The organism is Bacillus sp. AK031 (assembly GCF_053903065.1).
Genome location: NZ_CP096424.1, coordinates 1,580,624 through 1,603,795 on the forward strand (window position 1 = coordinate 1,580,624; position 23,172 = coordinate 1,603,795).

Below are 23,172 nucleotides of genomic sequence, written 5' to 3' on the forward strand. Positions count from 1 at the left end.
GTCTGGGAAAAAAGAACGATGATTTAGAATTTTTTGTAGATTTTCAGCCGATGTTCCGGCGGCTATTCCGCCCGTCAAATGCATATGCAAAACCAGGCACCCATAGAGTGGAATTCTAACATTTATAACAATGAGCCTTTGATAAGACTGTTTTCTAAGATAACACTCTAGTAAACATGCAGAAAGGATAAAGGGACTCGACTTCAAAAATTAAGTAGTTTATATACCTATTATCGGCAGGTAGAAAGAACTGTTTAGATTCTGTATAAAGAAAAATGAATGAATTATTCGCGGTTGGAAAAGATATCCTTACTGAGGTAAGGAGAGATTTCAAATGCCCAAAATCATGAGAGTGGAAACAGCAATACCTCCATACTGCATTGGACAAGAGGAAGTAGCCAGATTTGCCGAGAATTTGTTCTCAGAGAACTTCCGGGATATTAAACGGCTTCTGCCGGTATTTCAGAATGGAGATATAGAGTCAAGGCATTTTGTCCAGGATATAGACTGGTTCAAAAGCCCCCGTTCTTTTCAAGAAAAAAATGATTCCTTTATTGTGAATGCTGAAAAACTTGGGAAAGAAGCGATACAGAAGTGCATGGAAAACAGCGGTGTTCCATTTGAGGAAATAGAGGCGATTTTCACCATCTGCACTACCGGATTGGCAACGCCAAGTATAGAAGCAAGGATCATGAATCACCTTCCTTTTCATGATCATGTCAAAAGAATACCGATATGGGGGCTGGGATGCGCAGGAGGAGCAAGCGGATTATCACGCGCTTATGAATACTGTCTTGCATTCCCAACAGCAAATGTCCTGGTGTTGACGATTGAGCTATGTTCATTGACATTTCAGCATGGTGACAGATCCAAAAGCAATCTGATTGGTACCTCCTTGTTTGCGGATGGGACAGCTTGTGCTCTTGTCTGCGGCGATGAAAGTGCCGCTGTAAGAGAGGCTGAAGTCCCATTGCCATCCGTCATTGCAACCCAGTCAACAACTATGAAAGACTCATTGGACGTTATGGGATGGAATATCAAGAATGACGGACTATTTGTTGTTTTTTCAAAGGATATCCCTTCTATAATAGAAGATTGGTTAAAGCCCAATGTGGAGTCATTTTTGGATAAGCACGGGTTGAAATTGAAAGATATCAACCATTTTGTTGCACACCCCGGGGGGAAAAAGGTGATAGAAGCTTATCGAAAAGCCCTTCACTTGGATAACTCTCTTCTGGAAATATCAAAAGATATATTGAAACGGTTTGGCAACATGTCATCCGTGACCATACATTATGTGTTGAAAGAGCACTTAAAGAAAGAAATCAACGCAGGCGAGATTGGCCTGGGGGTGGCCTTGGGGCCTGGTTTCAGTTCTGAATTGTTATTGATGAGGTGGGAATAATGTTTTATTTGCTGTTTGCAGTTATCGCAATTCAACGGATTGTTGAACTGTTTATTGCCAAAAGCAACGAAAGGTGGCTGAAAGGACAGGGTGGTGTAGAATACGGTCAAAGGCACTATAAACTTATGGTCACGATCCATGTGTTGTTCTTCGTGTCCCTGTTAGTGGAGGGATCAGCAGGGGGGGAATCCCTGAACGAATACTGGGTGATATTATTTGCTGCTTTTTTGCTGACACAGGCTGGAAGAGTATGGGTCATCACTTCACTGGGGCGTTTTTGGAATACGAAAATCATTGTCCTGCCACAAGCAGATGTGGTAGCGAAAGGGCCTTACAAATTCATGAAGCATCCGAATTATTTTATCGTAACAATTGAACTGATCGTCATTCCGCTGATGTTCAATGCATATTGGACTTTATTTATTTTTGCCCTCCTGAATCAGTTCATTTTGTCTGTTCGCATCCCTCTTGAGGAAAAGGCACTGTCAGAGGTGACAGACTATCAATTTGTGCACGGTGAGAAAAAACGTCTTATACCCATTACAAAAAAAGGTAATTAACAGAAAAATGATAAAACCTTATTGAAAATGATTATCGTTTCTGATAAGATTCTAATTGAAGATGAAAATTATTCTCAACACAGGTTTAAAGGAAGGGGTTTCCGACATGACTTGGTTTTTGATTATTTTAACGGCAGCGGTATATGGCGTGTTAATGAAAGTTGTATTAAACAATGTCTTTGTATCCAACCGTAAAACCCTGATGAATCATTCTGCCGATACATTATCCGGAGAGAAAGATGCAAGAGACTTGATTCCGGCTTATGACCGATAATTACAATGAATACTAATTGCCAAAAAGGACTGAATGTTCAAGATCTACTTGAACGTTGAGTCCTTTTTGGCTTTACTAAGGAATTTGCCTCCATGTTTTGATAGGAATGGAACGCCTAATAAGATAAAATATAAGATGCATATTGTTACATTACTCAAAGGTATAAGGGGAAGGTTAGATTGCAAACGCTATCACAAACAAAGACTACAACTGATGGAAAGATAAAAAAACTTGCTTCATTATATGAAACGTTAGTGGAAAATGGGGATAAGGAGTCAGCTTCCAAAGCGGAACTGCTCGCCCATAAATTCTGGAAGAATGAATTCATTGCAGGATTCTGCGGCCATTTTTCAGCTGGTAAATCCACAATGATTAATGCGCTGGCCGGAGAAGAATTACTCCCGTCAAGTCCGATACCGACATCAGCCAATCTTGTGAAAATCCATCACACCGAAAAGGATTTCGCAAAAATCCATTATCACGATCAGCAATCTGTTTTATTTAATGGTGCGTACGACTTTAATGTTGTAAAAAAATACTGTAAAGATGGCCAGAAAGTTCAAAGTATTGAAATTGGCAAAACAGATACAAAATTGCCTGATGGAGTGACAGTACTCGATACACCTGGGGTGGATAGTACTGATGATGCCCATCGCATTTCCACAGAATCTGCTCTCCACCTGGCGGATATTGTATTTTACGTCATGGATTACAATCATGTTCAGTCCCAATTGAATTTTGAATACACCCGGGAGCTGGCTGCCCATGGAGTCCGCCTGTATCTGATTGTTAACCAGATTGATAAACATAATGAGGAAGAATTATCGTTTCAAGAGTTCAAACAGTCAGTCAAGGATTCATTTGCCGCATGGCAGGTGGAACCCGAGAGGATTTTCTTTACTTCATTAAGGGATCAGGACAACCCTGATAATGAATTTTCAGAGGTAAGGAGCTTGATCAACAGGCAATTCCAGCAAAGAGATGAACTGCTGCAGCAGTCTTTCGCTGCAGGGGTTAGCCGCCTTGTCAATGAGCATCATCGCTGGCTGAAAGAAAAGCTGAAAGGGCAGAAGGATTCCTTGTCTTCCATCCTTGAACCTGGGGATATTGAAGACGGTGCTGCCATAATGGAAAAAGAGGCTGAACTTCAAACCAAAATCGCGGCAACGGATACCAGAAGATATGTTGGTGCTTTTGAAGAAGAGAGAGAAAAAATTCTTCAAAATGCCTACTTGATGCCATTTGAAACACGTGAACTGGCAAAAAACTATCTCGAATCTCTACAATCCGATTTTAAAGTGGGGCTGTTCTTTTCAAAAAAGAAAACAGAAGAGGAAAGGCATCATCGCTTGAATGCATTGATTAAGACCCTGAAAGGCAGCGTAGAATCTCAGCTTGAGTGGCATCTCCGGGGGTTAGGGAGCCTTGTCCTGAAGCAGGCTGGTTTACACGATGAAGAACTGACTGCAAACTCAGAAGGATTTACAGTAGAGGTTACAGAAGAAGATATAAATGACAGTGTCAAAAAAGGTGCCAGGGTGACGGGCGAATATGTTCTGAACTACTGTGAAGACCTTGCCGGAAAGATGAAAAGAAAAGCCCGCAGACAAACGGAGGGTCTTAAAGAGCGCCTTATTGAAGTCGTAGACAGAGAGAAAAGTGAAGAAAAAGAATTGCTGGATAAGCAATATGATCAGATAAAGAAAAAAGCGAATGCTATAAAACAACTGGCCTTCTATCATGAAGATCTTGAAATCAGGATCAATAATGTAGAAAGTATTGCTGAGGGTACTGTGAATCTTAGTCCTAAGGATACAGTAGACTCCTGGGAACACAAATGGGAAGAGTCAAAGAGTAATTATTCAATCTATGAAAAAGAAAATGAAGATATAGAGAGTAATGTTGATCAAGCAGTCGAGAAGGAAGCTTCAGAAAACATTGCAGAAGTAAATGAAGACCTCATTGAGTTAGAGCCGTTGATTGAACGGTTGAATGAGATGTCCTCCAGGTTTGGGAACATATCCGGGTTAAGCCAGACGGCCGAAGTTCTGAAGAAAAAAGCAGAACGGCTGAAGGAACAGCAGTTCACCATTGCCCTTTTCGGAGCTTTCAGTGCTGGAAAGTCTTCATTTGCCAATGCGCTGCTTGGCAGTAAAGTGCTTCCTGTGAGCCCGAACCCTACCACTGCCTCCATCAACAGGATAAGACCTCCTATGGATGGACATGAGCATGGTACCGCACAAGTATACCTAAAGACAAAAGTCCAAATGATGGAAGATATCCGGAATTCAATGAAAGTATTCAAGTATGATGCCCAAACGTTGCAGGAAGCGGCAGAGCTGATTCCTGACTTGTTAAAGAGCGCCGAAGGAGAAGGGAAAGAAAAGATCCATCTTTCCTTCCTGGCTGCATTCTCAAAAGGATATGAACAATACAGCTCTCACCTTGGCGAAGTTCTGCATGCCGATTTGGAAGAATTTAAAGGCTATGTAGCAAATGAAAGCCAGTCCTGTTTTGTCGAGTCAATCGATTTGTACTATGATTCACCGGTCACCCGCCAGGGGATTACCCTTGTTGATACACCGGGAGCAGATTCAATCAATGCAAGGCATACAGGCGTCGCATTCCAATACATCAAAAATTCCGACGCCATTCTTTTTGTTACGTATTACAACCATGCATTTGCCAAAGCTGACCGCGAATTTTTGATCCAGCTTGGAAGGGTCAAGGATGCATTTGAAATGGATAAGATGTTCTTCATAGTCAATGCGGTCGATTTGGCAAAAGATGAAGAAGAAGAACAGGAAGTTATCAACTATGTTCAAGGACAGCTGGTCGAATATGGGATAAGATTTCCGCGGATATTCGGCGTCTCTTCCAAGCTGGCGGTGGCAGAAGAGTCCTATGCTGAGTCAGGAATCGATATCTTTAAAGAAGCGTTTGGCCAATTCATTGATGGAGAACTGAAAATGATGGCAGCCCAGTCAGCACAAGCTGAATGGGAAAGGGGGCTCGAACGTTTGAAAACCCTTATTGATAACTCTTCTATGGATGAAGCGAAGCGGGAAGAAAGAAAAACCGAGCTTGGGGAACTCCTCCTGGAAGTGAAATCTTACCTGGATAATGAAGCTCCAGAGAGTTTGAAGCTCAGAGTAACACAAGAAATAAAGGAACTTGTTCATTATGTAAAGCAAAGAGTGTTTCTGCGTTTTTCTGATTTCTTTAAAGAAGCATTCCATCCTGCACTGTTTTCACAGCATGCCTCTTCAAAATCAGCTTTGAACGCAGGGCTGGAAGAATTGCTTGAGTCGGTCGGTTTTGATTTCACACAGGAAATGCGTGCGACATCGTTAAGGGTAGAAAAGTTCTCTGAAAAGCAATTGATTTCCAAGTATGAAGTGTACGAAGAAAAAATTAAAAAAATGCAGGAAAACCTTGTATTTTCCCCAGCTGATTTGAAAGAGCCAAAGGAGATCGATTTTTCACAAGCCTTTTCTGAATTGGAAAGAATACAATTTCAGCAGGCCATGCGTCTTTTCAAAAACAGTAAGGACTTCTTTGAAAATAATGGAAAGAAAAAGTTGATGGAAGAATTGCAAGAGAATCTTCAATCACCTGCAGATAAATACCTTGCTCAATCAAAAAAACAAATTGAAGAGTGGGCATTAGACTATCTGGAAACTGAACATAACAGGATGACTGATTACTTATGGAAACAGTCGGAAGAGCAGATCAATTCCTGGTTGGACGCTCTCAGATCAAGTGAAAACCTTGAAAGCTGGAAAGAGGTCTACGAGAACCTTGCTTCCAAATAACAGGGGACTTAAGGGGAGAAGAAGATGACATACAGCCGGTTTCATGCCTGTGCAACCTGTCAGCACTTTTCTGCTGAGAGACGCCATGGGAAAATGCATTATCAATGTAAGAGGCTGGGGTTTGATACCCGGCCTGACTACCAATTTAATTGTTGGACCCCAAAGGAACATATCAAGGAATTAATGGATAAGGAGGGGGAAGAACCACATGAAGAACACTAAAGGTATTTCATGGCTGCAGTCACATTATACTGATTCAAAGATAAGAATCATTGATTGCCGCTTTAAACTTGGTGAACCGTCTTTCGGAAAAAACCTGTATGAAACAGATCATATTCCTGGAGCAGTTTATTTTGACTTAGAACAAGATTTATCAGGTACTGTAAAGGAGCATGGGGGGCGTCACCCTCTTCCTGATATTGCTGAATTTGTTCAAAAACTGCAACAAGCAAGTATAGAAAATGAAACAACCGTGATCACTTATGATAATGGAGAAGGTACCTTCGCGGCCCGCTGCTGGTGGCTGTTGAAATATATCGGCCATGAAAAGGCGTTTATTTTAGATGAAGGGTTTCAAGGCTGGAAAAAGCGTGAGCTTCCAACAACATCAAAGGCAGTGGAACTTCCTTTGACGCACTATAAGGCGGATGTACAGCAGGAAATGACTGCAGCAGTTGAAGACGTTAGAAAAATCGCCAGTAAAGATGGTGAAGGGATTCTTATCGATTCACGGGCGAATGACAGATATCGCGGCTTGAGCGAACCGATTGACAGAATACCAGGACATATTCCCGGAGCGGTTAATTACGTCTGGACTGAAGGGTTGAAGGATGGACGTTTCCTGAAAGCAGAAGAACATCAGAAGCGTTGGGCCCATTTGGATAAAGACAGCCCTGTGGTTGTATATTGCGGCTCTGGAGTGACTGCTACTCCGAATATCCTCTCTTTATGGGAAGCGGGCTTTACGAACGTAAAACTTTACCCGGGCAGCTATAGCGACTGGGTCTCTTATGAAGAACATGAAGTGGAAACAAGAAAATGATAACTAGACCCAGGCTCCTTGAAGGGAGCCCGGTACTTTTTTAGATGCAGCAAACCATTCCGTTAAAATTTCCTCCCCGTATAAAACATCAACTGGTTCACCACGCTCACATTATCTGATCTCTCCTAAGAATTTCAAAAAAATATATCCATTAAATATGATATAATGCTTAAGTGAACAAAGGAGTGGTTAATGTGGAAAAGCATAATGAACATTTACTTTTGATCGATGGAATGGCGTTATTGTTTCGCTCTTTCTTTGCGACGGCCGTTTCAGGACAATTTATGATAAATACGAAAGGACAGCCGACAAATGGAGTCCAAGGTTTTATGAAGCATCTCCTGATGGCTGTCGAGCATTTCAATCCAAGCCATGCAGCAGTCTGCTGGGATATGGGAAGTTCTACATTCAGAAATGAAATCTATTCAGATTACAAAGCAAACCGGAATGCTCCCCCAGTTGAATTGATTCCTCAATTTGACCTGGCGAAGGAAGTGGCAGAAGGATTTGCATTATATAATATCGGCATGAGCGGGTATGAAGCAGATGATTGTATTGGAACAATCGCTAAAAGTGCCTCTAAAGATACAAAGGTATCGATTCTAAGCGGGGACCAGGATTTGCTTCAGCTTCTGGACGATAATATTGATGTGGTTCTTTTGAAGAAAGGATTCGGCAATTACCATACCTATTCGAAGGATTATTTTATAGAAGAAAAAGGGCTGACTCCGGAACAGTTTATTGATGTGAAGGCTTTAATGGGGGATACGAGTGATGGTTATCCGGGTGTTAAAGGCATCGGTGAAAAAACGGCGGTTAAATTGATTCAGGAACATCAGCACATACAAGGAATTCTTGATGGCATTCATCATCTCACTCCTTCTCAAAGGAAGAAGATCGAGAATGACTTGGAAATGCTTCATCTTTCCCGAAAACTGGCTGAAATTAAATGTGATGTACCGCTAACCTTCACACTGGAGGAAGCCCGTTGGAATTCCATCTCACCAGCAGCCATGTCCATGATTGAGGAATTGGAACTGAGGGTTTTGAGAAGGTTTCTTATCGGAAAAGATCATTTAATCAGCGAACATGCATAGTGTAAAAAAGAGATTTATCCTTTTATGGTAAATCTCTTTTCTTGTGCATGGTAAAGGCGAAAACATCGCCTTTACCATGCATATCTGTTATGATGTAATGTTAAATTTTGGTGTTTGCCCGTTTCGCTCTGTTCTCCAGCTCGGATTTCGGATCGTTTGTTGCTTCTCCATCCTGTGGGTACCCTTGAGGATTTACTGCCGGTGCTTTCGTTCCTCGATTTTTGTTATGTTTTTTGCTCATAATGTCACCTCCGATATTATTTTCACCATCCATCCAGAATTTAATGTAAATAAATCAATTGGTTACACTAATGAGGCGGAACCTGAATGGATTTTTCTTTAGGGTGCAGATGGGAGGTGAGTGGATGAATAGAGGGGTCGTTACAGCATTATTAAGTATTTTTGCTGCACAGGCATTGAAGATTCCTTTGCATTATCTTAAGACAGGAAGATGGAATCCGCTGTTGTTTTTTCAAACTGGGGGAATGCCCAGTTCCCATTCAGCAGGTGTATCATCGCTGACAACATTCATTGCTTTGAAAAAAGGATTCTCAACGATTGACTTCGCTTTGTCATTCGTTTTCGGCCTGATCGTCATGTACGATGCCCAGGGAATCCGCAGGCAGACAGGTGAACTGACATTAAAAGTGAACTCACTGGATGAACTGGTCCGTAAGGCGCATGAAGATCAACCGATTCCATTTGAAGAAAAACCAATGAAACTAAAAGAAATGCTGGGCCACCAGCCTGTCGAAGTACTGGGCGGGGCCATATTCGGAACAATTATAGGGGGAATCAGCTTCTTCCTTGGAAAAAAAGATAGGCAAAAAAGAAGATTTTTTGTAAGATAGAATCAAAAGTGGAAGCGGCCGTTCAGCGACGTACGAATTTACAGGGCTCCCGCATGAGATAAAGGAATCACGAAGAGCGGAGCGATTCGATGATGACTTATCGCAAGGAGGGAGACCGAAATTCGCTAGTCGCTGGCCGCAGGAACTGGACGAAACAAAAGTGGAAGTGGCCGTTCAGCGACGTACGAATTTACAGGGCTCCCGCATGAGATAAAGGAATCACGAAGAGCGGAGCGATTCGATGATGACTTATCGCAAGGAGGGAGACCGAAATTCGCTAGTCGCTGGCCGCAGGAACTGGACGAAACAAAAGTGGAAGCGGCCGCTCAGCGACGTACGAATTTACAGCTGGTCCGGCCGCCATCGCTGATGAACTTTGACTGCAAGGTGAGGAGAATTGTGAAGTACACTAAACAGACAACTGAAGAATTCCTTATTCATCTAGAGAATAAAGGATTTAAATTCGGGGAAGATGCAATTGGATTTATTTATTTTGGGAAACGCTCGGTGAATGCTTCTGATGAGATTGTGAATGCGGCTATTGAAATCACCTTGAAAGCACAAAAAAGGTTTGATAACAGTTTTTATATGTCTTTATTAGAAACACTGTACTCAAATAATATCAGGACCAGAAAGGCTGCCTGGAGGTATGCTGAAGGCCTTGAACTGCTGGCTTAAAATATTATGCACCCGGGTTGACACAAAAAGCAAAGACTAAGTTGGTCTTTGCTTTTTGTATGTGTGCCAGGCATGGCAACTATCTAGGTGGTGAAAGTCCACTGTGGGGGTACACATCGACCAACCACTAAGGAAGCGCAAGGTACTTATTGTGAAATAAGGGCTGGAGGAAGCGTGGAATAAAATCTTGGCTCGACGAACAGAAATCTGATACAAAGGCTTTATAAAGGGATGAAGTTCCATAACAAACTAAAGTCCAAAAGATGTGCGTAACTTTATGAAGTAAATCAGGCGAGTAAAAGAGGAAAGATAGTTGTCTTACCCTGGGAGATCTTGCGGATGTACAGGAGTACAGTCGAAAAAGGTTAGTCGCAAGAAGTCAGCAGAAGCCATAGTAGTGAAGCGAATTCATGAAGGGCGGAACAATTTATAGTGTTTCGACACCACGAACGCGTAAGTGACCTACTCCGAATGTGTTAATGGTGAAAGTATGAGCGTACCTCAGAGGATAGCCAAAATACGAGATATCACTTACTACGTGAGAGGAAAGGAGAAACGAGTGTGGAACTTTTAGAACAAATCCTTAGTAATCAAAATATGAATGAAGCCTACTTGCGTGTCTATAAAAATAAAGGCGCTAGTGGGATAGATGGGGTAACGGTCGATGAACTAAAGCAATACCTGAAGGAAAACAAGGATGAATTGCGGAAGCGCATCAGAACAAGAAAATACCATCCACAAGCTGCCTTAAGAGTGGAGATCCCAAAAGAAAACGGAAAGATGCGCAAATTGGGAATACCAACAGTAGTGGACAGAGTTGTTCAACAAGCCATTCATCAAGTTCTCAGTCCGATATTTGAAGAACAGTTCAGCGAATTCAGTTACGGATTCAGACCAAAAAGAAGCTGTGAGATGGCAATTATTAAAAGCTTGGAATTTCTGAATGAAGGACATGACTGGGTTATTGATATCGATCTTGAAAGATTCTTCGACACAGTCCACCATGATAAACTGATGCGCATTATATCTCAGACAGTTGATGATGGAGATGTCATTTCATTAATTAGAAAGTACTTAGTTAGTGGAGTCATAGTAAATGGAAAGTATGAAGATACACCTGTCGGTACTCCGCAAGGAGGAAACCTCAGTCCACTACTGAGTAATATCATGTTGAACGAACTAGATACAGAACTTGAAAATAGAGGATTAAGATTCGTAAGGTACGCTGATGACTCACTTATTTTTGTGAAAAGCGAAAAAGCAGCGGACCGAGTAATGAAATCAATTGTGAAATTCATTGAGAAGAAATTAGGACTTATAGTCAACGCAGAGAAAAGTAGGATTGCCCGTCCCAAAGAACTGAAATTTCTAGGATACGGATATTATTACGACTATAAGAACAAGAAATATCAAGTAAAACCTCATCTAAGTTCAATACGGAAATTTCAAAGAAAACTTCGCCAACTCACAAAACGAAACTGGAGTGTTCCATTAGACTTTCGAATTTTGAAATTGAAACAAGTCGTTTTTGGATGGGTGAACTACTTCAGGATTGCCAATATGAAAGAAGTGACCAAACAAATAGACCAGAAGCTCCGCTCTAGAATAAGGGTCATCATCTGGAAACAATGGAAAGTTCCGAGTAAACAAATCAAATCGCTTATTCAACTAGGGATTCCGAAGGAAGAAGCGAAAGGACTAACCTTCTGCAGAAAAGGTTATCGGTTTATAGGACTTTCTAAAGTGGTCCATAGAGCAATTTCAAATGAAAGACTAAAACAGAGGGGACTCCCTTCTGTTTTAACCCATTATCTAAAAGTACACACTGTAATATAAGTTGAAGCGCCGTATACGAGACCCGTACGTACGGTGTTGTGAGAGGGGCGAAAATAATAACATGATTATTTTCCCTCTACTCGATTATTTCTTTTTGACTCAAAGCTTTCCTAACTCGCAGAAGAACGAATGCAATTGCCAATAAAGATAAATCTGCGCCTATTCTTTTGTTATTCATTTTGGCTTTTGCTTTCATTCAAATGGATAGCCTTGCGCGCGAGTTCATCAGCTCTCTTGTTTTCTTTGTTGGGAATCCACTTGATGAAAAATAAGTCAAACTCTTTGGAGAGCCGCAGTATTTCCTCTAAGAGTACTTTATATTTTTTGTTCCGGGCAAATTCCTTCTCTACAGCATTGACGACTGCTTGCGAATCACTCCGGAACGATAGAACCTTATAGTTTTTTTCTTTGCAGATCTGCAGAGCTTTCATGCACGCAAGGTATTCCGCTTCATGGTTTTCTTTTACTCCGAGAGGAATAGAAAATGAAAGATTTTCTCCATTATTTTTGATATAAATTCCAGCTCCGCTTTTTCCTGGGTCTCCTGCGCTTGCTCCATCTATGTATACTTCAATCATGTCGTCACCTCGAAAAATATGTAATTATAAGTCTAATCGCAAATCAGCCCAACTTCAACTTATTTGAGCAGATATAATAAGGGGCTGCCTCATTGGTGAGACAGCCTTGAGCAGTTAATCATTTGGAGTGAATCTTTTCGCAAGATATCCGAATGGAGTGTCCAGTATAGCGATAATCCATTTTAATAAATAGGTCGTGAACAAAATCTGAACCCAGACATCCAAAGGAAACTCTCCAAGAAAAGCAACTGAAGTGAAGACTATCGTATCCAGCAGCTGGCTGATCATGGTACTTCCGTTGTTACGGATCCAAAACTGGCTGTCCTTTGGGAATCTCTTTTTCAAAAAAGCGAAGATATATACATCGGCAAATTGGCTGACAAGGTAAGCTGCCAGGCTTCCTGCTGCAATCCGAGGTATCATCCCAAAGATAGTTTCTAATGATCCTTGAGCAAAGTCATCAGGATGAGGGTCGAACACCAGCACCATCTGCATGATGATCGTCATGACCAGTAAGGTAAAGAAGCCCAGCCACACTGCCTTTTGCGCTTCTTTTTTTCCGTGTTTCTCATTTAAGATATCTGTTACTAAGAAGGCGGTGCCATACATGGCATTCCCAAGAGTAGCGGTCAACCCGAAAATTTCAATTGTTTTAATCACCTGTAAATTGGCTAATATAGTTGAGACGCCTATCCAAACGAACAAACCTGTCCTTCCGAAAATCCTGTACATTGCCAGGACGAGAACGAAGTTGACAATAACAAATATAAGTCCGAACCATTCATTGAACATATTGACAGCTCCCTGAAATTATAGTGTATTAATGCATATACTAAAGTAACTTTATAAAATATATTCTTAACGAAAAGCAAGGCGAATACCCTGCAATAAATACAAAGACCTTGTACATTATACATAGTAGGAGCAATTCAGACAATAAACGAGGCTGAAAGGAGAGGTTGGCTTTGAAAATGAAGGTGATCTGGAAGTACAGCGGAAAAATCCCGGAAAAAGTAACATTTGAATCAGAATGGGTAAACCGCAGGGTAGTGGATTATTTAATTGAAGATCTAATGAAAACCGGGCGGGCAGAAGATATCGTTATCCGGGATGAGATGGATAATGAATGGACCAGGAAAGAGTTCCTCAAGTTGAACGAAGAACTTGAGCAGGAACCGGAAAACATCATGGTCTATTTTGATGGTGGATTTGATAAGCAGAATGCTTTGTCAGGGTTGGGAATGGTGATCTATTATGAAAAGGGCGGAGAAAATTGGAGAATCAGGAAGAATGAAAAACTTGAGGAGCTTGAGAATAATAATGAGGCAGAATATGCTGCTCTATACTCCTGTATGCTCCTGCTGGAAGAGCTTGGTGTACATCATGTCCCCTGCATAATAAAAGGTGATTCCCAAGTGGTGTTAAAGCAGCTTGAAGGAGAATGGCCGTGTTATGAAGAAACATTGAATAACTGGCTGGACCGTATAGAAGCAAAGATAAAGTCACTTGGGCTTAAGCCCGTTTACGAAGCGATCGGCAGGAAACAAAACAAAGAAGCGGATCATTTGGCAAATCAGGCACTTCAAGATACATTCATACACAGCCATTCAAAATATTGATGGACAGCATGTCAGAAAGGTGATGGAGTTTTGGAAAGGAATCAAGTCATTAACAAAGTGGACGAAATTCTTGTAACCTATTGTGAAGATTGCTTATTAAAAGCTCACTTCAGAAAAGAGCATGGAAAGAGCCATGCACATCGCTTTTGCATAGAGAAATGTACGGTCGGCCAAAAGCTGAAGGAGCTGGGCAAGAAATTAACATAGATATTTATAAGCAGAGGGAAGGAGCTTCCGCTTGAAGCTTCTTTTTTATATGGAGCATTTCCAAAGTCTCTGGTTGTGGTAGGTAATAAAAAAGTATCCCGGCAGGCACTAACTCAGTTGTGTCCTGAAATTAGGGAAAAAAAAGAAGCTGCAGGAAAGCAGCCTCTTTTAAACATCTATATAGTCGATATTATAATTTAGTTACGTTAGCAGCTTGAGGTCCGCGGTTGCCTTCTACGATTTCGAAAGAAACTTCTTGACCTTCTTCTAATGATTTGAAACCTTCACCTTGGATAGCTGTGAAGTGAACAAATACATCGTCTCCGCCTTCAACTTCGATGAATCCGAAACCTTTTTCATTGTTGAACCATTTTACTTTACCGTTTTGCATAATACTGTTCCTCCTAAATCTTTCAAGCACATATTTGTGCTCCTGGAAATATTATCATTATAAGAACCATTTGTCATTCGTATCAGAAGGCAAAGAATTCTGTAAATGATGTCTTTAATATACAATAACGTGTTTGGAAGAGTCAAGAAAGTTAGCGCAGTTTTTTTGTGAGAAAATTTAAACGTTTTGGATAGGAGAGGTTTTTCAGGGGAAAACCTTCTCTGTTCCCTGTCCTGACTTTTCCAAAGGTTGTATTAAAGCAGTATCTATAGTAAACTTTTAATGATATTTTACCAATGTGGAGGGTTCACTATGCCAACGCCAAGTATGGAGGATTATATCGAACAGATTTATTTATTGATTGATAATAAAGGATATGCCAGAGTTTCAGATATCGCCGATGCTCTTTCGGTTCATCCCTCCTCAGTGACCAAAATGGTACAAAAATTAGATAAAGACGATTATTTGGTTTATGAAAAATACCGGGGATTAATTCTCACTGCAAAAGGAAATAAAATCGGGAAGCGCCTTGTTTTCAGGCATGATCTTCTTGAGCAGTTCTTAAACCTGATAGGGGTAAAAGAAGAGAACATATATGAAGATGTCGAGGGCATCGAACACCATCTGAGCTGGGATTCTATAGATAGAATCGGTGATCTGGTGCAGATGTTTGAGGAAAATCAAGAATTGGTACAGCAGCTGAGAAGCATGCAGCATAAAAACGAAAATGAATAAAAAAGGGACGATTTCTATTAGTAGAATCGTCCTTTTTTGTTATATCAATTTCCTCAGCAAAGATCCTTGAGGTGTTTTGGAGGGATCTGTATTCGGACACAAATGTGCACCCGGAGGTCATTTCAGTCCGAATCACCCCCGCATTCGGACACAACTCTGCTTCCGGGGACCATTTCAGTCCGAATCACCTCTATTTTACATAAAAGCGAAGCCTGCAAACTTAAAAAATTGCAGGCAAATGTGAAAAGCCGCCATCATCATTATAGCTGTTAGTCAACTGGGTTGTACCTTCTCCGTCAACTTCCACATATACTCCGGTAATAATCCCTTCCTGTGCCTCCATGATTGCTTTTTGGTATGAGATGATCCTGCCTGAAGTGGTTTGGAAACTGATTATTTGCCCGTCATGATTGCGCTGGATTCTAGTGATTTCTTCCACTGCTTGTTCACCCTTTACAATTATTCTCATGCCTAGTATGTTCAAATGTGTGGCCTTTCAAAAGGCGAAACGCTAAACTTGTTGATTTTTCCACAGTATAATTGTGTCAGCGGCTTTAAATATTTCTATGAAGGCAGGATTTTAGAGGTTTGCTGTGAAATGATAAGGTATAGGGCTTGTAAATAATCATTGTTACATATAACAAAATCAGCAAAGAGGTGTCGAGATGGGGAGTAAAGAATGGCATGAAAGTGCCCGGGAGCGATGGGATAACAATGCAAATAACTGGCACAGCCGCAGTGTGAATATGTGGAAAGAAGGGAGCAGGAAAGATATTGTTCCTTTTATGGTAAAACATATTCCTGAAGGAAGCAGTGTAGCTGATCTCGGGTGTGGCGACGGATTTGGCTCTTATTTATTAAGTGAGAATGGTTATAACGTCACCGGGATGGATTTATCTGAAAAAATGGTTGAACTTGCAAACAAGCAAGAGAACGCAAGGTTACGCTTTTTACAGGGTGATTTGTCAAATCCGCCTTTTAAAGAGGAGCAGTTTGACGCAGTCATGCTGATCAATTCTCTTGAATGGACGGAAGATCCGCTTCATGCTTTGAAGAAAGTTTCGGATATAGTCAAACAGGATGGGTGGATTTGTATCGGGATATTGGGGCCCACTGCACACCCGCGTGAAAATTCATTTCCAAGGCTGCATGGGGAGAAAGTGATCTGCAATACAATGATGCCTTGGGAATTGGAGAAACTCGCATTGGAGAATGGGTTAGAAAAAGAAGCTGAGACATGGGTTTATAAAAAAGGTGTGAATGACAGCCTTGTTAAGAACTTGTCTGAAGAATTGAAGCAGGCGTTGACCTTTATGACATTGTTCATGTTCAGAAAGAAGTGTAAATAATAGGAGGGGTTATTTTGAAACAACGATTTTCAATTGACGAATTCATTCAGCAGACCAAACAGGAAGACAAAGGAGAAGGACTGTTTGAATTGGAAACTCCGCGTATGCTTGAGGTCAACCTGGATGGTGGGGTTTGGGCAAAAATGGGAGCGATGGTCTCTTACCGGGGAACGATTAAGTTTGAAAGAGAAGGTGTCCTTGAACACGGGTTGGGCAAACTTTTCAAAAAGGCTTTAACGGGAGAAGGCACTTCACTGATGAAGGCAACCGGGCAAGGTAAGTTATATCTGGCGGACCAAGGGAAAAAGATTTCCATTCTTAACCTCGATGATGACGCAATCTATGTGAATGGAAATGACCTGCTCGCATTCCAGCAGGACTTAAAATGGGACATAAAGCTTATGAGAAGGGTAGCGGGCATGATGGCCGGTGGATTATTCAATGTACGGGTCGAAGGTACAGGGATGGTTGCCATTACTTCACACTATGAGCCATTAACTCTTATTGTCAAACCAGGAAGTCCAGTTTATACAGACCCTAATGCAACCGTAGCGTGGTCAGGCAACCTTGAGCCTGATTTTGTAACGGATGTATCTCTTAAAACATTTCTGGGCCGGGGAAGCGGTGAATCAATACAAATGAAATTTGAAGGGGAAGGTTTCGTGGTCGTACAGCCTTTCGAGGAAGTGTACTACAGCCAGCAGCAATAAACCTGAAAAGGGAGAGGCGACTCTCCTTTTTTGATTAGGCTTTTTTGAAAATTTGTTAATAGTGTATTAATTCCTCAAGAAATTTTCTGGCAATAATATTGGCAAAAAGAGCTCATAATTAGGTTATATGGTTTAAATTGCATTTAAAGACAATAAAGAAATTTTAAAAATCCATTATTAATAGAAAACCAGTGTTTTTACATAGTCAAACAGTTGATGGTTTACAGGCCTAAGGAGGAATTGTATTGAATAAGAAGATTGTGCCTTCAGACATTGAAATAGCCCAGACAGCAAAGATGCTTCCAGTTAAGGAAGTCGCCAGCAAAGTAGGGCTTGAGGAAGATGATTTGGAAATGTACGGAAAATATAAGGCGAAACTATCTTTACAATCTATAAAAAAGCTGGATAACAATGCGAACGGCAAGCTGATCCTTGTCACTTCAATTAACCCTACTCCTGCAGGTGAAGGGAAATCAACCGTCACTGTAGGCTTGGGTGATGCGTTATCTCTAGTCGGAAAGAAAACGATGATTGCTTTAAGAGAGCCTTCTTTAGGGCCGACGATGGGCATAAAAGGTGGTGCAGCGGGAGGAGGTTATGCTCAGGTTCTTCCCATGGAGGATATCAACTTGCATTTTACTGGGGATATACACGCAATTACTGCCGCCAATAATGCATTGGCAGCGTTGATTGATAACCATATCCACCAGGGGAATGACCTCCTTATAGATCCAAGGCGCATTGTGTGGAAACGGGCATTGGATATTAATGATCGGGCTCTGAGGCAAATCGTTATCGGCCTTGGGGGCCCTGTTCAAGGTGTACCGCGGGAAGATGGCTTTGACATCACCGTCGCTTCAGAAATTATGGCTGTCCTTTGTCTTGCCGGCAATCTTGAAGACCTGAAACAGCGCCTCTCGAAAATGGTAATAGCCTATAACTCAAGAAAGGAGCCTGTTACGGTTAATGATCTGGGAGCACAAGGGGCTTTGGCTATGTTATTGAAAGATGCAATTAAGCCCAACCTTGTCCAGACCATTGAACATACACCTGCCCTTGTTCATGGAGGTCCTTTTGCCAATATTGCTCATGGCTGCAATTCTGTCATAGCGACCAAAACAGCTTTAAAGCTGGCAGACTATGTCGTGACTGAGTCCGGTTTTGGAGCTGATTTGGGTGCTGAGAAATTCATGAACATCAAAACCCCTTCACTTGGTGCAAGTCCTGATGCCGTAGTGATTGTCGCTACAGTGAGAGCTTTGAAGATGCATGGCGGTCAGAATAAAAATCATTTATCGGAAGAAAATCTTTCTGCGCTTGAAAAGGGCTTGGAAAATTTGAAAAAGCATATGGAAACGGTTGAACTCTTCGGTGTTCCGTTTGTGATTGCCATTAACAAATTCATAACCGATACAGAAGCCGAATTATCTTATTTATTCAGCTGGTGTGAAAGCCACGGAGCTTCTGTTTCATTGGCAGAAGTTTGGGAGCATGGAGGTAAAGGCGGAGAAGATTTGGCCGGTAAAGTCATCAGTGCAATCGAGCACGGTGAAAAATCCTTCAGACGTCTCTATGACAGTAACATAAGTATTGAAGATAAAATCAGGACTGTAGCTTACAATGTGTATGGGGCCATGGGTGTCGAATTTTCAGCAAAAGCTGAAAAGCAGCTGATTGATCTGGAAAAACAGGGGTGGGGAACACTGCCTGTCTGCATGGCGAAAACCCAGTATTCACTTTCAGATGATAAGTTGAAGTTAGGAAGGCCAAAAGATTTCTCCATACACATAAGAGAGCTGCGGCCGAAAATAGGAGCAGGATTTATCGTCGCCTTGACAGGAGAAGTCATGACAATGCCTGGATTGCCCAAAAAACCGGCAGCCTATGAAATGGATGTAGATGAAGAAGGGAATGTAAGCGGGCTTTACTAGTCCGCTTCTTAATCTTATATAAGAGGGAGGAGCCATGGATGTTTGACCCAACAGCCTATGAAAATCTGAAAGTCGTGTTACAAGGTGCGTTGTATGAACTTGAACTATCTGGTTCCTTAAAAATAACTGACAGGAAAGATATTATCGACCTTGCCAGTTTGGAACGCAGATTCTCTCTTACAGTATCTGATCCTGACGTAGATAATGTCAGTGCTGTCATATCTTTGTTAGCAGGAATAAAAGAATGGAATGCTGAAGCCCATCCTTTCGAAAATGGAATTCCCGGTGCCTGGCTGCAGGTTCTCTACCAATCGGAAGGAAAGCTTTTTTCGGATGAAACCATTAATAGATTGGAAGAGTGGTGGGGACCGGAACGAACGCTGGAATGGACAGAAATAAAATCCAGCATCAATCCACTGCAGCACATCTGCAAGGTGAACTTTAACCGGATCATCACGGAAGAAATGGTGGATGATTTAGAGGAAGTTGCAGTGCACATAGAGAATTCATTATTGAATATAATTTAGGCATGACCCAATAAATCAGAAGTAGTACTTACATATCGTCAAAAAGGGGATGAGGGATATGAGAATTGCATGGGTGACAGACAGTACAGCATCAAAGTCGGAAGAGTTGAAGAACCATCAAGATGTCTTCATTGTACCGATGAATATAATCATTGGGGATAAGGAATATATAGACGGAGTCGATTTGTTTCCGGAAGAACTTTTCAGGCATTTAAGGCAAAAAGGAACAGATGCCAAAACCTCGCAGCCTTCCATTGGAGTGTTTCAAGAACTCTATGAAGAGCTTCAGGAAAATTATGACCATATTTTTTCTATACACGTTTCGGCGGCGTTCAGCGGTACTTTTTCTTCCGCCCAGCAGGCGTCTCAGCTTGTAGATATTCCAGTGACGGTCATTGATTCAAAAATTTTATCTTTCCCACTAACCAGGTTGATTCTCGATGGAATAGAACAGGCAGATACCGGAGCGGCCCCTCATCAGATAGAATCGAACTTATTAAAAAAAATCGAGACAGGTGAAACCTTTGTGATGGTAGGGAGTCTTGAACAGCTTCACAAAAGCGGCAGAATGAACGGCCTGTCCTTTTTTCTAGGCTCAGTTCTGAAAATCAAGCCGATACTGAAAATCAAAGACGGCCGGCTTTCAGTGGAAGAAAAAGTCAGAAGCACAGGCAAAGGCCATATCAGAATGAAAGATTACCTGGATGAGACCTTAAAGAAAAAGAATATAACAGAAGTTTACATCCTTTATGGATTAATAAAAGAGGAAGCTGAGTCCTGGGTCCGGGAGCTGTCCGTTAAGTATCGGGAGATCTCTTTTTCAGCCCATGAGATCGGTGCTGTTATTGGGGTCCATGCAGGCGAGAATACGCTTGGCCTAAGTTGGTTTGCAGAGTGATTCAGAGGGGGCTTCCCCTCTTTTTTTATGGGGATATTGGCTGTTGCCAGCTTCTAAAGTATCCCCGGCAAAGCCTTTTTCCCGGCATTCTGTTAAAATAAAGGGGAAAGGGTGACTTTATATGGATACGAACAAAATCACCGAAGTTGAAAAGAAGGTTCAAGCCATACATGCGGATGATCCCAGCGGGCATGACTGGCATCATATTGACCGTGTGCGGCAGCTGGCAGTCTATATTGGAAAAAAGGAAGGCAGCAGCCATATGGAAAGAATTGAGTTAGCTGCACTTCTACATGATATTGCAGACGATAAATTGATTGAAAGTGAGCAAGCGGGGCTTAACAAGGTAAATACTATTCTTGAAAGTATAGATGTACATAATGAGGAAAAAGAAAGGATTGTCGACATCATTAAATCCATCTCATTCCGGGGCGGAAATGAAAAGGAACTCCTTTCGACAGAAGCAATGGCAGTAAGGGATGCAGACAGGCTTGATGCAATGGGTGCCCTGGGCATTGCCAGGACTTTTGCTTACGGCGGAAAAAAAGGCAATCCTATATACAGTCCTGATTTACCCGTTAGAAAGAACATGACATTGGAAGAATACCGCAATGGTGAAACTTCCACTATTCATCATTTTTATGAAAAGCTTCTGCTTCTTAAAGACCGCATGAGTACTGATACAGGAAAAGAGCTGGCGGAAGAACGGCATCAGTTTATGGAACTTTTTTTAAAGCAATTTTATAAAGAATGGAATGGTCAGCTGTGAGAATGTTAACTGTTGAAAATATTACCAAATCATATGGGGAAAAAATGCTGTTTAAAGACATCGGCTTTACGATAACCGAAAAAGAAAGAGCTGGATTGATCGGTGTCAATGGCACCGGAAAATCAAGCCTCCTGAAGATTATCGCCGGGATTGATGAAGCAGATAGCGGGGAAATGACTAAGCCGAATGATTATGTCATTTCCTATCTGGATCAGGAGCCGGAACTCAATCCTGATTTGACAGTGATAAGCCAGGTTTTCCAAAGTGAGGCGGCTGTCATAAAGGTGATGCGTGAGTATGAAACAGCGCTTATCCACCTTGAAGCCAATCCGGAAAACGAAAATAATCAGGCAGCGTTATTTGAAGCCCAGCGGCAAATGGAGATTCATAACGCCTGGGATGCCAATGCAAATGCGAAAGCGATCTTGACCAAGCTTGGGATCTCACAGTTCACAAAAAAAGTCGGGGAGCTCTCCGGAGGACAGAAGAAGCGGGTGGCCCTTGCTCAGGTGTTGATTGAAACGCCTGATCTTTTAATCCTGGATGAGCCTACCAACCATCTCGATTACCAGTCAATAAAGTGGCTTGAAGACTACTTATCCAGATATCAGGGAGCGGTCCTTATTGTGACGCATGACCGCTACTTCCTTGATCGTGTCACCAATCGGATTTTTGAACTGGATGGAGGGAACCTATACTCCTATAAAGGGAACTACCAGGCCTTCATTGAAGCCAAGTCAGAACGAAACGAACAAGAACAGCAAATGGCAGAAAAGCAGAGAAATCTTTACCGTCGTGAGTTGGCATGGATGAGGCGCGGGGCAAAAGCGCGCACCACAAAACAAAAGGCGCGTATCCAGCGTTTTGAAAACCTTGAGGACAATATGTCTTCAGGTCCTTCAACCGAAGGGATCGATATGTCACTATCAGGAAGCCGCCTTGGCAAGCAGGTCTTTGAATTCAAAGAAGCGTATAAAAGCTATCCGGGCCAGGTCATCCTTAATCAATTCAACTATTTGATCAAGCCGGGCGACCGGATTGGGGTCGTCGGCAGGAATGGAAGTGGAAAATCGACTTTCCTGAACATCCTTGCAGGCCAGGATCAATTGGATGAAGGTGAACTGAATCAGGGTCAGACCGTTAAAATCGCCTATTATACTCAAGGCCATGAAGAAATGGATGAAAACCAAAGGATGATTGAATATATCAGGGAATCCGGAGATGTCATAACAACTGCCAGCGGTGATCAGATTTCTGCTGCCAGTATGCTCGAACGGTTCCTGTTTCCGATGCACAGCCACGGAACCTTGATCAGAAAGCTTTCAGGAGGAGAGAAACGCAGGCTTTTCCTTTTGAAATTGTTAATGACAAAGCCAAATGTCCTTTTGCTGGATGAGCCGACAAATGATCTGGATACCGAAACCTTAACGGTGCTCGAAGACTATATATCTGATTTTTCCGGCGTCGTTATCACTGTGTCACATGACCGTTATTTTCTCGATAAAACGGCAGAACAGCTTCTTGTTTTTGAAGGAAGCGGTCATATCGGGACTTATTTAGGAGAATACTCTGAGTATCTTTCTTTGAAAGCTGCAGAGGAAAATCAACCAAAAGAAAAGAAACCTGTTGAAAAACAAGCGGCAAAACCAGCTGCTTCTGATAAAAAGAAAAGAATGACCTACAACGAGAAGAGAGAATGGGAAACGATAGATGATCAAATCGCCCAGACAGAAGAAAAGCTGGAAACGGCTCAGACCGAGTTAGAATCTGTCGGCAGTGATTTTGAAAAGGCACAAAAGCTTATGGCAGATATCGAGGAATACAACAATAAATTAGAAGAGTTGATCGAGCGCTGGTCCTATCTATCGGAGATTGCGGAGGGCTAAGCACATTCATTAGA

Annotated in this window: 24 protein-coding genes; 19 read left to right on the top strand and 5 right to left on the bottom strand. The window is 41.8% G+C overall.

The genetic code is table 11. The features are described from left to right. Positions 1 to 334 precede the first annotated feature (334 nt). The 6 genes from M1E09_RS07895 (at position 335) to M1E09_RS07920 (ending at position 8,193) form a co-directional block, all read left to right on the top strand. Positions 335 to 1,405: a type III polyketide synthase gene (locus tag M1E09_RS07895; RefSeq protein ID WP_456274292.1), complete on the top strand. Its 1,071-nt coding sequence runs from the start codon at positions 335 to 337 to the stop codon at positions 1,403 to 1,405. After that, a complete protein-coding gene (locus M1E09_RS07900; RefSeq protein WP_456274293.1) occupies positions 1,405 to 1,965 on the top strand; it encodes an isoprenylcysteine carboxyl methyltransferase family protein in 561 nt (186 codons plus the stop codon). The genes M1E09_RS07895 and M1E09_RS07900 overlap by 1 nt, the downstream gene beginning before the upstream one ends. Before the next feature lie 106 nt (positions 1,966 to 2,071). Then, positions 2,072 to 2,239, top strand: a complete 168-nt coding sequence (locus M1E09_RS07905) for a hypothetical protein (RefSeq protein WP_456274294.1) — start codon at positions 2,072 to 2,074, stop codon at positions 2,237 to 2,239. Positions 2,240 to 2,418: 179 nt separating this feature from the next. After that, positions 2,419 to 6,054, top strand: a complete 3,636-nt coding sequence (locus M1E09_RS07910) for a dynamin family protein (RefSeq protein WP_456274295.1) — start codon at positions 2,419 to 2,421, stop codon at positions 6,052 to 6,054. A gap of 208 nt (positions 6,055 to 6,262) precedes the next feature. Next, complete coding sequence (locus M1E09_RS07915) at positions 6,263 to 7,096, top strand: sulfurtransferase (protein WP_456274296.1); 834 nt, start codon at positions 6,263 to 6,265, stop codon at positions 7,094 to 7,096. A 233-nt stretch (positions 7,097 to 7,329) separates the two neighbouring features. Beyond that, positions 7,330 to 8,193, top strand: a complete 864-nt coding sequence (locus M1E09_RS07920) for a 5'-3' exonuclease (RefSeq protein WP_456274936.1) — start codon at positions 7,330 to 7,332, stop codon at positions 8,191 to 8,193. Between the two features lie 100 nt (positions 8,194 to 8,293). Here M1E09_RS07920 and sspL read toward each other — a convergent pair whose 3' ends face one another. Further along, positions 8,294 to 8,434 (bottom strand): small, acid-soluble spore protein L, encoded by a 141-nt coding sequence (gene sspL, locus M1E09_RS07925; protein ID WP_456274297.1) that lies wholly within the window; start codon positions 8,432 to 8,434, stop codon positions 8,294 to 8,296. Between the two features lie 124 nt (positions 8,435 to 8,558). On the opposite strand from sspL, the gene M1E09_RS07930 reads away from it, so the two are divergent. The 3 genes from M1E09_RS07930 to ltrA all read left to right on the top strand — a co-directional run bounded on the left by M1E09_RS07930 (position 8,559) and on the right by ltrA (position 11,558). Further along, positions 8,559 to 9,044: a divergent PAP2 family protein gene (locus tag M1E09_RS07930; protein ID WP_456274298.1), complete on the top strand. Its 486-nt coding sequence runs from the start codon at positions 8,559 to 8,561 to the stop codon at positions 9,042 to 9,044. A gap of 369 nt (positions 9,045 to 9,413) precedes the next feature. Next, the gene (locus M1E09_RS07935) at positions 9,414 to 9,722 is read left to right on the top strand and encodes a DUF6123 family protein (protein WP_456274937.1); all 309 of its coding nucleotides are present in this window, start codon (positions 9,414 to 9,416) and stop codon (positions 9,720 to 9,722) included. Positions 9,723 to 10,283: 561 nt separating this feature from the next. Next, positions 10,284 to 11,558: a group II intron reverse transcriptase/maturase gene (gene ltrA, locus M1E09_RS07940; protein WP_456273109.1), complete on the top strand. Its 1,275-nt coding sequence runs from the start codon at positions 10,284 to 10,286 to the stop codon at positions 11,556 to 11,558. A gap of 170 nt (positions 11,559 to 11,728) precedes the next feature. On the opposite strand, the gene M1E09_RS07945 is transcribed toward ltrA, so the two are convergent. Both M1E09_RS07945 and M1E09_RS07950 read right to left on the bottom strand, forming a co-directional pair. Next, complete coding sequence (locus M1E09_RS07945; protein WP_456274299.1) at positions 11,729 to 12,136, bottom strand: reverse transcriptase-like protein; 408 nt, start codon at positions 12,134 to 12,136, stop codon at positions 11,729 to 11,731. Between the two features lie 114 nt (positions 12,137 to 12,250). Then, entirely contained in the window at positions 12,251 to 12,928 is a 678-nt protein-coding gene (locus M1E09_RS07950) for a queuosine precursor transporter (protein ID WP_456274300.1), read from the bottom strand. 173 nt (positions 12,929 to 13,101) lie between these two features. Here M1E09_RS07950 and M1E09_RS07955 point away from each other — a divergent pair, with 173 nt between their 5' ends. Together M1E09_RS07955 and M1E09_RS07960 are read left to right on the top strand one after the other, a co-directional pair. Then, positions 13,102 to 13,755, top strand: coding sequence for a reverse transcriptase-like protein (locus tag M1E09_RS07955; protein WP_456274301.1), 654 nt, complete (start codon positions 13,102 to 13,104; stop codon positions 13,753 to 13,755). Positions 13,756 to 13,803: 48 nt separating this feature from the next. Then, positions 13,804 to 13,962 (top strand): zinc-finger domain-containing protein, encoded by a 159-nt coding sequence (locus tag M1E09_RS07960; RefSeq protein ID WP_456274938.1) that lies wholly within the window; start codon positions 13,804 to 13,806, stop codon positions 13,960 to 13,962. Between the two features lie 190 nt (positions 13,963 to 14,152). Here M1E09_RS07960 and cspD read toward each other — a convergent pair whose 3' ends face one another. Next, positions 14,153 to 14,353 (bottom strand): cold-shock protein CspD, encoded by a 201-nt coding sequence (gene cspD / locus M1E09_RS07965; protein ID WP_113929350.1) that lies wholly within the window; start codon positions 14,351 to 14,353, stop codon positions 14,153 to 14,155. Positions 14,354 to 14,665: 312 nt separating this feature from the next. Between cspD and mntR the strand changes: the two genes are divergently transcribed. Then, entirely contained in the window at positions 14,666 to 15,088 is a 423-nt protein-coding gene (gene mntR, locus M1E09_RS07970; protein WP_456274302.1) for a transcriptional regulator MntR, read from the top strand. 220 nt (positions 15,089 to 15,308) lie between these two features. Here mntR and M1E09_RS07975 read toward each other — a convergent pair whose 3' ends face one another. Further along, the gene (locus M1E09_RS07975; RefSeq protein ID WP_456274303.1) at positions 15,309 to 15,527 is read right to left on the bottom strand and encodes a DUF3892 domain-containing protein; all 219 of its coding nucleotides are present in this window, start codon (positions 15,525 to 15,527) and stop codon (positions 15,309 to 15,311) included. Between the two features lie 226 nt (positions 15,528 to 15,753). Here M1E09_RS07975 and M1E09_RS07980 point away from each other — a divergent pair, with 226 nt between their 5' ends. The 7 genes from M1E09_RS07980 to M1E09_RS08010 all read left to right on the top strand — a co-directional run bounded on the left by M1E09_RS07980 (position 15,754) and on the right by M1E09_RS08010 (position 23,158). Further along, positions 15,754 to 16,437, top strand: coding sequence for a class I SAM-dependent methyltransferase (locus M1E09_RS07980; protein WP_456274304.1), 684 nt, complete (start codon positions 15,754 to 15,756; stop codon positions 16,435 to 16,437). Positions 16,438 to 16,451: 14 nt separating this feature from the next. Then, positions 16,452 to 17,147 (top strand): AIM24 family protein, encoded by a 696-nt coding sequence (locus tag M1E09_RS07985; protein ID WP_456274305.1) that lies wholly within the window; start codon positions 16,452 to 16,454, stop codon positions 17,145 to 17,147. A gap of 296 nt (positions 17,148 to 17,443) precedes the next feature. Then, the gene (locus M1E09_RS07990; protein ID WP_456274939.1) at positions 17,444 to 19,078 is read left to right on the top strand and encodes a formate--tetrahydrofolate ligase; all 1,635 of its coding nucleotides are present in this window, start codon (positions 17,444 to 17,446) and stop codon (positions 19,076 to 19,078) included. A 38-nt stretch (positions 19,079 to 19,116) separates the two neighbouring features. Then, positions 19,117 to 19,605, top strand: coding sequence for a hypothetical protein (locus M1E09_RS07995; protein ID WP_456274306.1), 489 nt, complete (start codon positions 19,117 to 19,119; stop codon positions 19,603 to 19,605). Between the two features lie 58 nt (positions 19,606 to 19,663). Continuing rightward, on the top strand, positions 19,664 to 20,503 hold the full coding sequence (locus M1E09_RS08000; protein WP_456274307.1) for a DegV family protein: 840 nt from the start codon (positions 19,664 to 19,666) through the stop codon (positions 20,501 to 20,503). Between the two features lie 121 nt (positions 20,504 to 20,624). Then, a complete protein-coding gene (locus M1E09_RS08005) occupies positions 20,625 to 21,272 on the top strand; it encodes an HD domain-containing protein (RefSeq protein WP_456274308.1) in 648 nt (215 codons plus the stop codon). Next, the gene (locus M1E09_RS08010) at positions 21,269 to 23,158 is read left to right on the top strand and encodes an ABC-F family ATP-binding cassette domain-containing protein (RefSeq protein WP_456274309.1); all 1,890 of its coding nucleotides are present in this window, start codon (positions 21,269 to 21,271) and stop codon (positions 23,156 to 23,158) included. The genes M1E09_RS08005 and M1E09_RS08010 overlap by 4 nt, the downstream gene beginning before the upstream one ends. Positions 23,159 to 23,172 lie beyond the last annotated feature (14 nt).

Bases quoted from the DNA above. Each gene is read 5' to 3' on its own strand.
- cspD (WP_113929350.1), bottom strand. From the start codon at position 14,353: ATGCAAAACGGTAAAGTAAAATGGTTCAACAATGAAAAAGGTTTCGGA.
- M1E09_RS07995 (WP_456274306.1), top strand. From the start codon at position 19,117: ATGTTTGACCCAACAGCCTATGAAAATCTGAAAGTCGTGTTACAAGGT.
- M1E09_RS07895 (WP_456274292.1), top strand. From the start codon at position 335: ATGCCCAAAATCATGAGAGTGGAAACAGCAATACCTCCATACTGCATT.
- M1E09_RS07980 (WP_456274304.1), top strand. From the start codon at position 15,754: ATGGGGAGTAAAGAATGGCATGAAAGTGCCCGGGAGCGATGGGATAAC.
- M1E09_RS07900 (WP_456274293.1), top strand. From the start codon at position 1,405: ATGTTTTATTTGCTGTTTGCAGTTATCGCAATTCAACGGATTGTTGAA.
- M1E09_RS08000 (WP_456274307.1), top strand. From the start codon at position 19,664: ATGAGAATTGCATGGGTGACAGACAGTACAGCATCAAAGTCGGAAGAG.
- M1E09_RS07990 (WP_456274939.1), top strand. From the start codon at position 17,444: ATGCTTCCAGTTAAGGAAGTCGCCAGCAAAGTAGGGCTTGAGGAAGAT.
- M1E09_RS07930 (WP_456274298.1), top strand. From the start codon at position 8,559: ATGAATAGAGGGGTCGTTACAGCATTATTAAGTATTTTTGCTGCACAG.
- mntR (WP_456274302.1), top strand. From the start codon at position 14,666: ATGCCAACGCCAAGTATGGAGGATTATATCGAACAGATTTATTTATTG.
- M1E09_RS07905 (WP_456274294.1), top strand. From the start codon at position 2,072: ATGACTTGGTTTTTGATTATTTTAACGGCAGCGGTATATGGCGTGTTA.
- M1E09_RS07915 (WP_456274296.1), top strand. From the start codon at position 6,263: ATGAAGAACACTAAAGGTATTTCATGGCTGCAGTCACATTATACTGAT.
- M1E09_RS07935 (WP_456274937.1), top strand. From the start codon at position 9,414: ATGAACTTTGACTGCAAGGTGAGGAGAATTGTGAAGTACACTAAACAG.
- sspL (WP_456274297.1), bottom strand. From the start codon at position 8,434: ATGAGCAAAAAACATAACAAAAATCGAGGAACGAAAGCACCGGCAGTA.
- M1E09_RS07950 (WP_456274300.1), bottom strand. From the start codon at position 12,928: ATGTTCAATGAATGGTTCGGACTTATATTTGTTATTGTCAACTTCGTT.
- M1E09_RS08005 (WP_456274308.1), top strand. From the start codon at position 20,625: ATGGATACGAACAAAATCACCGAAGTTGAAAAGAAGGTTCAAGCCATA.
- M1E09_RS07920 (WP_456274936.1), top strand. From the start codon at position 7,330: ATGGCGTTATTGTTTCGCTCTTTCTTTGCGACGGCCGTTTCAGGACAA.
- M1E09_RS07945 (WP_456274299.1), bottom strand. From the start codon at position 12,136: ATGATTGAAGTATACATAGATGGAGCAAGCGCAGGAGACCCAGGAAAA.